Source organism: Nocardia heshunensis (assembly GCF_054782115.1).
In genome coordinates, this window is record NZ_BAAGTC010000008.1 from 210,329 (window position 1) to 224,063 (window position 13,735).

The following is a 13,735-nucleotide window of genomic DNA, read 5'->3' on the forward strand; positions in this document are numbered from 1 at the left end:
AACCTCGGGTCAGTTCAGGCCTGCGTAGGAGTGCAGGCCGCTGACGACGATGTTGATGATGAAGAGGTTGAAGAGCATTGCGACGAAGCCGGCGATGTTGATCCAGGCGGCCTTGGTGTCTCGCCAGCCGGAGGTGGCTCGGGCGTGGAGGTAGGCCGCGTAGAGGACCCAGGCGATGAAGGAGCAGGTTTCCTTCGGGTCCCAGCCCCAGAAGCGGCCCCAGGCGGCTTCGGCCCAGATGGCGCCGAGGATGACGCCGATGCCGAAGATGGGGAAGCCGATGATGGTGGTGCGGTAGGCGAGGCGGTCGAGGAGTTGAGCGTCAGGGAGGCGGCGGGCGAGCTGGCCGAAGATGTTGTCGGCTTCCGCGCCTGCGGGCTGCCAGAGGCGGAACAGGAACAGCAGGCTGGCTACGCCGGAGACCAGGAAGACGCCGGAGCCGATGGAGACGACGGTGACGTGGACCGGGAGCCAGTAGGACTTGAGGGCCGGAACCACGGGGGCGGCGTCTACGTGGAGTTTGGTGCCTGCCAGGAACAGCAGGATCAGCACGGGGACGAGCAGGAACGACCACATGGCTCGGTAGCGCTGATCGCGCAGCAGGATCAGCCCCAAGCCCACGGCGGCGGCCGTGGCCATCGAGATGAACTCGAACATGTTGCCGAGCGGGAAGCGGTGGGTGGCGAAGCCGCGCAAGACGATCGAGGCCGCGTGCACGCCGAAGCCGACGAACAGGACCGCGAAGGCCATGTTGCCCAGGCGCTCCGGGAACGGGCGCTGCTCGCCGCGCGGCGTCACCTTGCCGGGGACGTTGGCGGGCGGCTCGTCGACGGGGTCGGATCCGCCACCGACGGTGACCAATTGGCGGGCGACGACCGGCACCGTGCGGGTGAGGGCGAACTGCCAGACCAGCATGATCCAGACCAGCGCGTAGATCACGATGGCCGACTTGAACGCGAGATCGCTGTAGGAGGCGATGTTCTCGTCGATCGGCATTACTTGTCTCCCGTCAGCAGCCGCTCACGCAGGCGGTCGAATTCGCCGCCCCACCCGGCCTGGTCGGTGCGGGCCAATCCGCCCATTTCTACTACAGTATGTCGTACACCATCGGTTTCGGGCGACGGGTACACGCGCAACCAGATGCGGCGGCGCTTCACCAGCAGCGACACCAGCAGGCCCGCCATCATGGTCAGCGCCGACACCAGCACCCACTGCTGCGCCGGATCGTGCGAAACCTGCAGGTTCACAAACTCTTCCGCGCCGTCGAAGGTCACCTTGGTGCCGTCGGACAGGGTCGAGGTCTCCCCCGGCTTCAGGTTCACCCGCTGCTCCTTGACCAGGCGACCCTGCTTGATCATCTCCGGATCCAGCGAGAACAGCGACTGCGCGCGCCCGGTGTCCAGACCGGTATCGCCCTGATAGATGTCGACCGCCACGGCCGGATCCCGCATCGCCGGATACATGGAGGTCAGCAGCGAACCGTGCATCAGCGCGGTCGGCGCGAACAGACCCTGGATGGCGACCTGATGCTTACGCCGCTCATCCTCGTTCGGGTACATACCGCCCGGCGGATCGATGCGCAGCACACCCGAGGACAGGAAGGTGGTGGCGTCGTCCGGCTTCCACTGAATGGCCTCGGTGCGCGTCTGCCCGTTCGGGAAGGTCACCGTGAACTTGGGCGCAAAACCGTGGCCCTGCAGGTACACCCGGTCACCGGCGACACGCAGCGGATGGTTCACCGAAATGCTGGTGTCACGCCAGGTACCGGAGTCCAGATCCTTGCCGGTCTGGTACTGGATGTTCGAGGTGAACATGGCCGCCTGACCATTGGACAGGTAATCGGCCTTGAAGTCCTTGACCCGCACGCACAACGGGGTCAGCCCGGTGCCGTCGTTGACATTGCCCGCGCGGAACGAGTCGAACACCGCGGGCGAGGTGGTGCAGAAACCCGGGCCGTCATTGGCGAGCACCACGACATTGCCCTCGTAACCGAAGAGCTTGCCCAGCGCCACCGACGCCAGCAGACACACCAGCGCCAGATGGAAGACCAGATTGCCGAGCTCGCGGGTGTAGCCCTTCTCCGCCGAAAGGGTCACTTCCCCTTCACGACTGCCCGGCTGCACGACCGTGCGCCAGCCGCGCATCTGTGACAGCGCCCGATCGATCACCTCGTCCGGGCTCGCGGCGTCGGCGCCCGACCAGTGGTGCGGCAGCCGCGACAGGTTGCGCGGCGCCTTGACCGGCGGCGTCCGCAACGCCCGGTAATGATCCAGGCAGCGCGGCATGATGCAGCCCACCAGCGAAACGAACAGCAGCACATAGACGGCCGTGAACCAGAAACTGGAGAACACGTCGAACAGTTGCAGCCGGTCCATCCACGGGCCCAGGGTCGAGCGATTGCGGATGTAGTCGTCGACCTTGCCCGCATTCAGGCTGCGCTGCGGCAGTAGCGCGCCCGGGATCGCGGCCAGGGCCAGCAGGAACAGCAGCATCAACGCGGTGCGCATGCTGGTCAGTCCGCGCCAGCCGTTGCGCAGCAGGGCGAGCACGCGGTGCGGCGGTGATTGCCGCGGCGGATGGGTGGGGGCGCTGGGGGTTTCGATGGTGGCAGTCATCAGATCGGCAGGGTCACATTCGAGACGAAGGCGTCGCGGACCCAGGAAACGAACTGGTCCCACGCCCCGGTCACCAGGGCGATACCGACGGCCACCAAGAGCAGACCGCCAATCACCTGAATGGTGCGGGAATTACGGCGCAGCCAGCCGACGCCGCGCAATGCGGTCGCCGAACCGAAGGCCAGGATCACGAACGGCAGCCCCAGACCCAGGCAGTAGGCCACGATCAGGGCGACGCCGCGGGCGGCGGTGGTGCCGTCGGTGCCCGCCGACACGGCCATCACACCCGACAGGGTCGGGCCCAGGCACGGCGTCCAGCCGAGCGCGAAAACCGCGCCCAGCAACGGGGCTCCGATCAGACCGCTCAGTCGGCGCGGCTCCATGCGGGTGTCGCGCTGCAGGGCGGGGATGAGGCCGATGAACGCCAGGCCCATCACGATGGTCACCACGCCGCCGATGCGTTGCAGCAGATCACGATTCACGTTCAGGGCCTGGATCGCACCGAACACGGTGGCCGAGGCCAGCACGAACACCACGGTGAAACCGGCCACGAACAGGCCCGCCGCACCCGCCACCCGCAGGCGCGCGGAATTGCGGTTGGCCACGGCGGTTTTGGCGCTCTTGGCCGATTCCACCGTCACCGGCGGGGCCTCCGCGCCGACCACACCCGCCAGATACGACAGGTAGCCGGGCACCAGCGGCACCACGCACGGCGAGGCGAACGACACCAGACCGGCCAGCAGGCAGGCGCCCAGGGCCAGCAGCAGCGGGCCGGTCGCGGCGGTCTGCTGGAACGAATCACCCACGCTGGCAAGCACGGTCACCTGGTTCACGACTGCTCCTGCGCCAGCTTGTCGACCACCGGCTGCAGATCCTGCGCCAGCAGCGCACGCAGGAAGACGGCCGCCACCCGATGCTGCTTGTCCAGCACGATGGTGGTGGGGATGACGCTGGTCGGGAACTTGCCGCCGAGCGCGAGCAGGCTGCGCATGGACGGGTCGTAGATCGAGGGGTAACCGACCTTGTTGTCGGTCACGAAATCCTGGGCCTTGTCCTTCTGATTGTCGCGGACATTGATGCCCAGGAAGGCGACGCCCTTGTCCTTGCTCGCGTCGTAAACCTGTTCCAGCGCGGGAGCTTCCGCGCGGCACGGGCCACACCACTGGCCCCAGATATTGATGACGACGACCTTGCCCGGGAAATCCTCGACCGAGGTGGTCTTGCCATCGTGCATCAGATCCGGGCCCGACAGCTTGCCGATGGTGCCGCGCGAGGACGGCGGATCGTAGAAGATCTCGGTCTTACCGCCCGGCGAGACGAAGTCGAAGGTGCCGCCCTGCGCCACCGCATCCTTGCCCGCCGTCGTGCATCCGGCAAGCACGGCGGCCACGCACAGGCCCGCGAGCAACGCCGCCGCACGCCGCAGGGGGCGCGCGACGTGCGGGTGGGACGCGATGGCGGGTCTCATGCTCCGGTCACCGCGGGATCCGACGCACCGGCCGGCTCCGAGTACACGATGTCGATCAACGTATCGCCCTGGTAGACAAGCGAAGTCAGGGACGCCAGCGAGCACTGCCGATTGCGCGGATCGTGCCACAGCCGCTGCCCCTGCAGGAAACGACGCAGCGTCCACACCGGCAGCTGATGCGACACCAGCACGGCCTCGCGACCGGCGGCCTCCACCCGCGCCTTGTTCACCGCGGCCAACATGCGGTGCGCGATCTGCAGATACGGCTCACCCCACGACGGGGTGAACGGGTCGCGCAGCTTCAACCAGTGCCGGGGCTTACGCAGCGCCTTCGGCGAAACCCGCAGGCCCTCGAAGGTATTGCCCGCCTCGATCAGATTCTCGTCGGTCCGAATGCTCAGCCCGTGCCCGAGCGCGATCGGCTCCGCGGTCTCCTGCGCACGCTGCAACGGCGAGGCCACCACCAGCGCGATGTCGTGGTCGGCCAGCGACCGCGCCACCGTCTGCGCCTGCGCCCGCCCCGTCACCGACAACCCGAAACCGGACAGGCGGCCGTACAGAATCCCCTTGGGATTGTGGACTTCACCGTGCCGCATGACATGCACGATCGTCTCGGCATCCGAGACCACATCCCCGGGCAGAATCAACCCGCTGGCGGCGACGATGGGCTCATCCGCCGCCACGGCTTCCTCGACCTCGACCACCGCGACTTCGTCGGTCCGAACCTCGTCAGCAGCCACGTCAGCCGCGGGTTCGGTGGAACCCTCATCGGCGGGATCGATCTCGACCACTACTTCGGCCACGAACGCGGCGGACTCGACGAACTCCGACACCCGCGCGGCATGCTCGGAATCGCCTTCACCAGCGACGAATTCATCGGCGGCTGTGGCGACGGCCGCGAACACCTCGGCCGCGGAGCCCACAACCACACCATCGTTCCCGTGCCCGGCCACCTCGGCCGCGAACTGCCCCGGCACCGCGCCGATCACGCCGGATTCGCCGGATTCACTTGCCGGAGCGGCAGATTCGGCCGACACCTCGGCGGCGGACCCGACCACGGCGTCGATGGTGACCGCCGCGGGATACTCGTCCGCGGCTACGACGGCCTTTTCGGCAGTCGGCGCGGCGAATTCCTCGGCGGCCGACACAGCCGCCTCGAAGACCTGCTCGACGGCATCGGCGGGGACGTCAGCCTCCAACACCTCGCCGGAATTGTCGGATTCCGGTGTGGCGGTGGTGGATTCGGCGGTCGGGGAGACGGCGATGTGTTCGCCGGTGACGGCCAGGTCGTGTTCGGCCTGGCGGATGGAGTCCAGCAGGCGGTTGGCCTCGGCGGCGGAGAGGGGGGCCTCGTGGGGGGCGGGTGCGGGTAGGCCGGAGTCGGGGTGGGCGGAGCTCACGCGGCGGATCCTTCGGGGGTGGCGGCCGCCGCGGCGCGCGCGGCGGCGGGGAGGGCGGCGGCGATGCGATCGAACGCGTCCTCGTCGAGGGCGGCGGAGACGAACCAGGCTTCGAAGGCGCTCGGCGGCGCATACACACCGGCATCCAGCAGCGCGTGGAAGAAGGCTGGGAAACGCCAGGTTTCGGCCGCCTTGGCGGCGGCATAGTCCGTGACCGGGTTCTCGGCGAAGAACACGCTCACCATATTGCCCGCGAATTGCACCCGGTGCCGCACGCCTTCGGCGCTCAACGCGTCCGTCAGCAGACCGCCGAGCCGTTCGGCGTTCTTGTTCAGCGTCGCGTAGACCTGCTCGTCGGCGGTGCGCAGAGTGGCCAGGCCCGCGGCCACCGCGACCGGGTTCCCCGACAGCGTGCCCGCCTGATAGACCGGGCCCAGCGGGGCCAGGTGATTCATGATCTCGGCACGCCCGCCGAACGCGGCGGCCGGTAGGCCACCGCTCATCACCTTGCCGAAGGTGTAGAGGTCACCGGCCACCCCGTCGATGCCGAACCAGCCCGAGTGGCTCACCCGGAATCCGGTCATGACCTCGTCCATGATGAGCAGCGCGCCGTGCTCGGTGGTGAGCTTGCGCAGCCCCGCGTTGAAGCCGGGGACCGGCGCGACCGCGCCCATATTGCCCGCCGCGGCCTCGGTGATGACACAGGCGATCTGGCCCGGATTCGCCGCGAACGCGGCGGCCAAGGCCTCGAGATCGTTGTAGGGCAGCACGATGGTGTCGGCCGCCTGCGCGCCGGTGACACCCGGCGAGGTCGGCAGACCGAGGGTGGCGACACCCGAACCGGCGTCGGCCAGCAACGCGTCCACGTGCCCGTGGTAGCAGCCGCTGAACTTCACGATCTTGCTGCGCCCGGTGAAGCCGCGCGCCAGTCGGACCGCGCTCATGGTGGCCTCGGTGCCGGAGTTCACCAGCCGCACCCGGTCGACCGGTGCGACCCGGCCCGCGATGGCCTCGGCGAGTTCGATTTCCGCCTCGGTCGGCGCGCCGAAGGACAGCCCGCCGACGGCGGCCCGCTGCACGGCTTCGACCACGGCCGGGTGGGCGTGGCCGAGAATCATCGGGCCCCAGGAACACACCAGGTCCACGTACTCGTTGCCGTCGGCATCGGTCAGCGTGCAGCCGCGCGCGGACGCGATGAATCGCGGCGTCCCGCCCACGGAGTTGAACGCCCGCACCGGCGAATTCACGCCGCCCGGAATGACCGCCGCGGCGCGTTCGAAAAGTTGAGCTGAGACCGGGACCGACACCTGGCTCACACGCGGAGAAGAACTCACGGCACCCAGTCTCTCAGCCGCCCCCGGCTCCGTCGACGACAGGGTGTAGTCGAGTGGCCTCTCCCACAGCCGAACCCGCCATACTCGCACCTCGAGGTGAACTCCGCATCCCGGAGGCAACCCCGTCATCCCCCTGGACGCGCCGAGCGCAACACGCCGGAGTGAGTTTCGGACAACGTTATTCGCTACTGGATTGCCGATGCGTAATGTCTCGACGCAGGTGGCGGCTTCAGCGAGAGGGCGAGACGGATGAGAGTCGTTCTGTTCGGGGTTGGAATCGCAGCGGTCGCGGCCGGAATCGTGGCCGCGGGAGGTACGGCGTCCGCCGGGGTTCCGGTGGCGCAGATCGATCAGGGCCGAGTCGGTGTGGCGTTGTCGCACGACGAGACCGTCGCCATCGCGGATGGCCCATTACCCGCGGTGATCAGCATGTTCGTGCCTTTGAGCCGGATGGGCGCCGGACTGCAGCCCGACACCACGATCCACAAGGACGACAAGGGCGGCGTGCATGCCTCACTGCGTCAGGTGATCATGGAGGCGGGCGATCACCCGGACGGCAACGTGGTGGTCTTCTTCAACGCTCCGGGGTCGCGCGGCGGACGGGTGCTGGATATTTACCAGAACTGGGGTCAGTGACCAACGGCCGGGAGTGACGGCGGCACGGTCTGCGGTCGCGCCGCCACCAGCCCTGTGACACGGTCCGCTACGAGAGCGGAATCCCCAGGCAGAAGGCCGCCCATCCGGTGGACAGCAGGCAATCCAGTTGTGGCGGTAGTAGGTCCTGCCAGGACGTCGATGCGGGTTGCGACCGGAAATCCGGGACGGCATCCGCCGAAGCTACGGCCGGAGCCGCGGCCACAGCGCCGACAACCCCGGTCACCAGCACCGCGGCGGCGGTGCGTTTCACGAGATCTGTGCGCTTCATGCCCATCATGTTCCGCGCTTACCCCGGCCCCACCAAGACAAAACCCGACTTCGCACCCCCGGCAACGGTGTGTCGCGGCGAAACAGGCGGCGTGCCCGGCGAATAGCGCGCGGTCGACGAAAAGTCAGCGCGCCCGGCGGAACGCCCGCGCCAGCACATCGATCAGCAGCAACCCGGCGCCGATCGCCGCGACCGCGCCGACGGCCAGCCACGGCCCCGCGTATCGCGTGGCGTTGTACTGCGGGACATCACCCTGCGGCTGGAACACGGTGGTCTGAATGCCATTGCGCCAGCACCACACCGCCGCCACCACCAGCAGCGGTACGAGCACGAATTCGGCGAACACGGTCAGCCACCGCATCACTGCGCCTCCTTCTTCTCCTCGACCGTTCCACCGTTCGACCGCTCCAGCGCGGCCGCCAACTCGGCCCGCAAGGTGACGTGGTCGCGCGCCCAGGCCTGCACCAGCCGACCGTCGGTGAGCTTCAACCCGATTCCCTTGCGCCGCCGCGGCACTCCGCTCAATTCACCCAGTGCCCGCGCCGACTGCCAGTCCTCATAATCCCAGGACTCCTCGTCATCCTCCGGCAGTACCTCGGCAATGTCGCGCAGCGGCACCGTCTCGGTGCCCTCGCGCAGACTGTCCGCGGTCAGCTCGACGCTGATGTGTCGCTTGCCGGCCACCACCTGCAACCAGACGAATCCGGCCAAAAGCAGCCCGCAGAAGAGCAACCCGAACCAGTGAATGGCGCCGCCGCGCATCACCTCGACCAGCAGAATGATCGCGCACAGCGCGGGCCCGTAGGCGATGGTCCGAAAGCGCGCGCCGGGTTCGGAGAACAGCACGGCCCCGAGGGCGTCGATGGACTCACTCATGGGTCGAGCGTAAAGACTGCGGGATCGATCAGCGGGCCAGGCCCGGAATCAACAGCACGGCGAGGGTGAGCAGTCCGAAGAGGAACAGCAGACTCAGCACCAACACATCGCGCCGCAGGCTGTGCGGCTGCTGGATCACCACTCGCATCGTTGCCTCCGCCTTCCCGGAGCCCGATGCGCCATAACACAACGTATGGCGGACGGCTGCCGGTTCCCGAAATTCCGTGTGACTGCCCTCACCTTACCCGTTAGTACGCCCGTAACAAACTCGGGAGTACCTACTGGGGTGGGGGACGGAAGAAAGCCTCGGATTCGGCACGGTAGCAAAGGAATACGGCTCCGCCGGCCAGTACCGCCTGCACGATTCCGGCGCCGCCCGCGACCAGTCCGGCCACCCCGCCCTTGCCACCGAATCCGAACAGCGTGCTCACCGCGCCGATCACCAGGAAGATCCCGAATCCGGCGAGAAGCGCACGCGCCCAGTTCTTTCCACGGCTCAGCTGATACACCACCGCCACCCCGATGCCGGTGAGCACCAGCCAGAACAGCGCCACCAGCACGAACACGATCGTCGTCATGGCCTGCACCTGCGACAGCGTCACGGTCGGCTGTTGCGCCTTCACCAGGTCGAACATCTGCTGCGCCAGTTCCTGCCGCTGCCCGAACTGTGCGATCAGGGTGGCGATCAACTGCACCACCCCAACCCCGAGGGCCGCATACCAGAGTTGACCGGCGGTGCGCACGTCTTCCGGAGCCGGGCGCGAAATGCCCGGCGGGACCATCGGATTCACGTCTACAGCTACTCGATCCGGCTCACGCCAGCCAGTGCGCGGCTTCGGTGGCCCAGTAGGTGAGCACCATGTCCGCGCCCGCCCGGCGGATGCCCAGCAGCGATTCCAGGATCGCGCCCTTGCGATCGATCCAGCCGTTCTGCGCGGCCGCGGTGATCATCGCGTACTCGCCGGAGATCTGATAGGCCGCCACCGGCACGGTGGAGCGGTCGGCGACCTCGCGCAGGATATCCAGATACGACATGGCGGGCTTGACCATGACGATGTCCGCGCCCTCCATGAGATCCAGTTCCAGCTCGCGAATCGCCTCGCGGCGGTTGGCCGGATCCTGTTGGTAGGTGCGGCGATCGCCCTGCAGCGAGGAACCGACGGCCTCCCGGAACGGGCCGTAGAAGGCCGAGGCGTACTTGGCCGCGTAGGCGAGGATGCCGGTGTCGGCGTACCCGGCGGCGTCCAAGCCGTCGCGGATCGCGCCCACCTGACCGTCCATCATGCCGCTGGTGCCGAGCAGATCGGCCCCGGTTTCCGCCTGCGCCAGCGCCATTTCCACATAGCGGGTCAGGGTGGCGTCATTGTCGACCGCGCCGTTCGCGTCGAGCACGCCGCAATGCCCGTGATCGGTGAACTCGTCGAGGCAGGTGTCGGCCATCACGACCGTCGACCCGCCGACCTCGTGCACCAGCGCCCGCAGCCCGCGATTCAGAATCCCGTCGGGATCGCTGGCCCCGCTGCCGATCGCGTCCTTGTCCTCCGCCTTCGGCACCCCGAACAGCATGAGCCCGCCGACGCCCGCCGTCACCGCCTCCACGGCGGCCTTGCGCAGCGAATCCATGGTGTGCTGGTAAACGCCTGGCATGGAAGAGATTTCGCGTGCCTCGTCGAGTCCGTCCGCGACGAACATGGGCAGAATCAGATGCCGCGGCTCCAGGCTGGTCTCGGCGACGAGCCGACGCATGGCGGGAGTGCGGCGCAACCGCCGAGGGCGGTCCATTCCGGTCATACCCGCATGATATGCCCGCCCCGCGCACCGGGTGCGCGCGCCCGGTCGGGCCGGTCGAGCGTGACCTTGAAAGTCATTGTGAGCAGCGGTTTTTGTCGGCGGTCCCGGGTAGAATCGAAGATGTGTTCGATGAGATCGCGCCGTTCGAACAGGCGGCGCGGGCTCGGATCGCGACGGGAGGAATGGTCGTGCTCGCAGCTGTTACCAGCATGTCCGACAAGAGGAACCAGGGCGGAGTGCCGAAGAAGGGGGAGACGATCGATCATCCGTGGATGCCGCTGGCCAAGCAGCCGCTGCCCGCGGGCCGTCCGCGCTCGTGGTACATCTCGCACAATCGCCGCCTGAAGGCGATGCGCCTGGCCATCGCGCTGTTGGACTCCGGAGCTTTCAGCCCGGACCAGGCCACCAACGAGAAGATCCGCGAGACAGCCGAAGTGGTGGGCGTGCATTGGCCCTCGGACGCCACCTGCCGCATGGTGCGGCGGCTGATGGCGGCCCAGCGCTGAACAAGGAGGGAGGCCCTCCGACGACCGCACAAGAGGACGTCGGAGAGCCTCCACCGCGGGCATCGGTCTGCGGAGATCGAATCCCGAACTCAGCCTAGGCATTCCGGCTCGATCCGGAACGCCGGAACTTCCAGGGGCATCCCCGGGAACGGCACCGGGCCCCGCATCGCCGTGATGCGGGGCCCGGTGCGGCCGTTGTCTCGAGCCTGAGCCCGTGGTGCCGAGCCGAGGCTCAGCGGCTGCGGCGGCTCTTCTTGCGGGGCGGGGGCAGCAGGCCCTCGGCGCGGAGGTGGGCGGCGTGCTCGGCGAGGGCCTCGACGAGGGGGCCGACCTGGGCGATTTCGGGCTGTACGTCTACGCGCAGGCCGAATTCGATGGCCGTCTCGGCGGTCTTCGGGCCGATGCACGCCACGATGGTGCGGGCGTGCGGCTTGCCCGCGATGCCGACCAGGTTGCGGACCGTGGAGGACGAGGTGAACAGGACCGCGTCGAAACCGCCGGTCTTGATCATCTCGCGGGTCTCCGCGGGCGGCGGGGAAGCACGGACGGTGCGGTACGCGGTGACGTCGTCGATCTCCCAGCCGCGGTCGCGCAGACCCTCGGCGAGGGTCTCGGTGGCGATGTCCGCGCGCGGCAGCAGCACCCGGTTGACCGGGTCGAAAACGTCGTCGTAGGGCGGGAAGTCGGCCAGCAGGCCCTCGGAGGACTGCTCACCCGACGGCACCAGCTCGGGGTTGATGCCGAAGGAGCGCACCTTCTCCGCGGTGGCCTCGCCGACGCAGGCGATCTTCACGCCGCTGAAAGCACGGGCGTCCAGGCCGAATTCGCCGAACTTCTCCCACACCGCGCGCACCGCGTTGGTGGAGGTGAACACCACCCACTGGTAGCGGCCGTCGACCAGACCCTTGACCGCACGCTCCATCTGCGCGGGGCTGCGCGGCGGCTCGACCGCGATGGTCGGGACCTCCATGGGGATGGCACCGTGGTTGACGAGCTTCTCGCTCATCTCACCGGCCTGCTCCTTCGTGCGCGGCACCAGTACGGTCCAGCCGTAGAGGGCCCGCGACTCCCACCAGGAAGTCTTGGCGCGCCGCTCCACTTCCTTACCGACCGTGACCACCAGCGGCCCGACCAGTTCGGAAGCGGCGTTGTTCAGCGTCGCCAGCGTGGCATCGATGGTGCGCTGCTGCCGGGTGGTGCCGCGCACGGTCACCGCGACCGGCGTCTGCGGCGCCATACCGTGTTCCACCAGCGCGGAAGCGGTCTCGGCCAGATGCCCGGAGGTGGCGTGCAGCACCAGCGGACCCGGCGCGGCCGCCACGGCCGCCCAGTCCACCTCGCCGCGCACATCCACCTCGGAGTGGCTCGAGCCCAATTCGATACCCGCGTAGGCGGGCACGGTGCTGCCGGCCGAAAGGCCCGGCAGCACCTCGAAGTTCAGGTGCGAGCGGGTGACGGCGTTGATCTCCTGGATGACCGAATCGGTGGTCATCGGGTCGCCGGACACCAGACGCACCACGTCGGATCCATTGCGCGCCTCGGTGATCAGGGTCTTCGCCACCTCGGCGGCGTCGCCCAGCGCGGGGCGCACGTCGACGGGACGGGTACCGTCCGGATCCTCCTCGACCGCGCTGCCGATCAGGGCGAGCACGCCCTTGTCGACATCGGGATCGGTGAACGCCAGCGTCGCCCGGCCGATCACCTCCCGAGCACGCACGGTGAGCAGCGCCGGATCGCCGGGCCCGGACCCCACGAAAAGGATCCGACCGGGATTCTTCTTCGTCACTCGGCTCATCCTTGGTTCTCCATTGGGCTGGGATTGCGGTCGTCGTCGGTCTCAGCGGATTCCTCTGTCACGCTGAGCAGTTCGCGCGCCCCCAGCTCCAAGAGCTCACGCGCCAGTGCGCGACCCAGTTTCTCGGCATCCGCCACTGGGCCGACCACTGAAGCCCGGATCACATCCGAGCCATCGATCGCCGCCGCGCAGGCGCGCAGCGACAGTTCCTCCACCACCCGGCCGTCATCGTCGAGCGATTCGACGACCTCGGCCAGCGCACCGATCGGTGCGGTGCAGCCGGCCTCCAGTTCGGCCAGCAGGCTCCGCTCCGCGGTGATCGCGGCACGGGTACCGGCGTCATCGAGAGCCGACAGGATGGTCACGAGTTCGGTGTCCTCGCTGCGGCATTCGACCGCCAGCGCGCCCTGCGCGGGAGCGGGCAGCATCTGCACCGGTTCGAGGGATTCGGTGACGGCGTCCAGGCGGTCGATGCGGGCCAGTCCGGCCCGCGCCACCACGACGGCATCCAGGTCACCGTTGACGACCTTGGAAATGCGGGTGTCGAGATTGCCACGCAGCGGCACGATCTCGATGCCGAGACCCAGCGCCTTCAACTGCGCGCCCCGGCGCGGAGCGGAAGTACCGACCTTCGCACCCACCGGCAGCTCGCCCAGCACCAGACCGTCGCGGGCGACGAGCGCGTCACGCGGATCCTGGCGGGGCGGAATCGCCGCGATATTGAACAGCGGGTCCTGCGCGGTCGGCAGATCCTTGTACGAGTGCACCGCGATATCGACGGCGCCCGCGGCCAATTCCTCGCGCAGCGCGGCGGTGAACACACCGACACCGATCTTCGACACCGGATCGGTGGCGTTCTGGTCACCGGCGGTCTTCACGATCACCAGCTCGGCCTGCTGACCGTTGGCGATCAGGGCGTCGCGCACATGACCGGCCTGGGTGAGGGCCAGCAGGCTGCCGCGGGTTCCGATGCGCCAGGGCGCGTCCACTGTTCCGCGGACTGTTGTGTCGTTCTCGTGCACCAT

At 68.3% G+C, this 13,735-nt stretch carries 15 protein-coding genes; 2 read left to right on the forward strand and 13 right to left on the reverse strand.

Going from position 1 to position 13,735, the window contains the following annotated elements; genetic code table 11:
• Positions 1-9 precede the first annotated feature (9 nt).
• From ccsB to hemL, 6 genes are all read right to left on the reverse strand, one after another.
• Positions 10-996 carry a c-type cytochrome biogenesis protein CcsB gene (gene ccsB / locus ACYVN4_RS27140; protein WP_460724836.1) on the reverse strand — a complete coding sequence of 329 codons (987 nt, stop codon included), beginning with the start codon at positions 994-996 and terminating at the stop codon, positions 10-12.
• Positions 996-2,615: a cytochrome c biogenesis protein ResB gene (gene resB / locus ACYVN4_RS27145; protein ID WP_460724837.1), complete on the reverse strand. Its 1,620-nt coding sequence runs from the start codon at positions 2,613-2,615 to the stop codon at positions 996-998. The genes ccsB and resB overlap by 1 nt, the downstream gene beginning before the upstream one ends.
• Entirely contained in the window at positions 2,615-3,439 is an 825-nt protein-coding gene (locus ACYVN4_RS27150) for a cytochrome c biogenesis CcdA family protein (RefSeq protein ID WP_460724973.1), read from the reverse strand. The genes resB and ACYVN4_RS27150 overlap by 1 nt, the downstream gene beginning before the upstream one ends.
• A 5-nt stretch (positions 3,440-3,444) precedes the next feature.
• On the reverse strand, positions 3,445-4,083 hold the full coding sequence (locus ACYVN4_RS27155) for a TlpA disulfide reductase family protein (RefSeq protein ID WP_460724838.1): 639 nt from the start codon (positions 4,081-4,083) through the stop codon (positions 3,445-3,447).
• A complete protein-coding gene (locus ACYVN4_RS27160) occupies positions 4,080-4,679 on the reverse strand; it encodes a histidine phosphatase family protein (protein WP_460724974.1) in 600 nt (199 codons plus the stop codon). The genes ACYVN4_RS27155 and ACYVN4_RS27160 overlap by 4 nt, the downstream gene beginning before the upstream one ends.
• 800 nt (positions 4,680-5,479) lie before the next feature.
• A complete protein-coding gene (hemL, locus tag ACYVN4_RS27165; protein ID WP_460724839.1) occupies positions 5,480-6,817 on the reverse strand; it encodes a glutamate-1-semialdehyde 2,1-aminomutase in 1,338 nt (445 codons plus the stop codon).
• 249 nt (positions 6,818-7,066) lie between these two features.
• Here hemL and ACYVN4_RS27170 point away from each other — a divergent pair, with 249 nt between their 5' ends.
• Entirely contained in the window at positions 7,067-7,453 is a 387-nt protein-coding gene (locus tag ACYVN4_RS27170; protein ID WP_460724840.1) for a hypothetical protein, read from the forward strand.
• A 67-nt stretch (positions 7,454-7,520) separates the two neighbouring features.
• Here the strand turns inward: ACYVN4_RS27170 and ACYVN4_RS27175 are convergent, their stop codons facing one another.
• The 5 genes from ACYVN4_RS27175 to hemB all read right to left on the reverse strand — a co-directional run bounded on the left by ACYVN4_RS27175 (position 7,521) and on the right by hemB (position 10,409).
• The gene (locus tag ACYVN4_RS27175; RefSeq protein ID WP_460724841.1) at positions 7,521-7,742 is read right to left on the reverse strand and encodes a hypothetical protein; all 222 of its coding nucleotides are present in this window, start codon (positions 7,740-7,742) and stop codon (positions 7,521-7,523) included.
• Positions 7,743-7,866: 124 nt separating this feature from the next.
• The gene (locus ACYVN4_RS27180) at positions 7,867-8,103 is read right to left on the reverse strand and encodes a hypothetical protein (protein ID WP_460724842.1); all 237 of its coding nucleotides are present in this window, start codon (positions 8,101-8,103) and stop codon (positions 7,867-7,869) included.
• Complete coding sequence (locus ACYVN4_RS27185) at positions 8,103-8,618, reverse strand: hypothetical protein (protein ID WP_460724843.1); 516 nt, start codon at positions 8,616-8,618, stop codon at positions 8,103-8,105. The genes ACYVN4_RS27180 and ACYVN4_RS27185 overlap by 1 nt, the downstream gene beginning before the upstream one ends.
• Before the next feature lie 278 nt (positions 8,619-8,896).
• The gene (locus tag ACYVN4_RS27190; protein WP_460724844.1) at positions 8,897-9,409 is read right to left on the reverse strand and encodes a hypothetical protein; all 513 of its coding nucleotides are present in this window, start codon (positions 9,407-9,409) and stop codon (positions 8,897-8,899) included.
• 22 nt (positions 9,410-9,431) lie between these two features.
• Positions 9,432-10,409, reverse strand: a complete 978-nt coding sequence (gene hemB, locus ACYVN4_RS27195; protein WP_460724845.1) for a porphobilinogen synthase — start codon at positions 10,407-10,409, stop codon at positions 9,432-9,434.
• Between the two features lie 122 nt (positions 10,410-10,531).
• Between hemB and ACYVN4_RS27200 the strand changes: the two genes are divergently transcribed.
• Complete coding sequence (locus tag ACYVN4_RS27200) at positions 10,532-10,915, forward strand: hypothetical protein (protein ID WP_460724846.1); 384 nt, start codon at positions 10,532-10,534, stop codon at positions 10,913-10,915.
• A gap of 232 nt (positions 10,916-11,147) precedes the next feature.
• Here ACYVN4_RS27200 and ACYVN4_RS27205 read toward each other — a convergent pair whose 3' ends face one another.
• Complete coding sequence (locus tag ACYVN4_RS27205) at positions 11,148-12,710, reverse strand: bifunctional uroporphyrinogen-III C-methyltransferase/uroporphyrinogen-III synthase (RefSeq protein ID WP_460724847.1); 1,563 nt, start codon at positions 12,708-12,710, stop codon at positions 11,148-11,150.
• Entirely contained in the window at positions 12,707-13,735 is a 1,029-nt protein-coding gene (gene hemC / locus ACYVN4_RS27210) for a hydroxymethylbilane synthase (protein WP_460724975.1), read from the reverse strand. The genes ACYVN4_RS27205 and hemC overlap by 4 nt, the downstream gene beginning before the upstream one ends.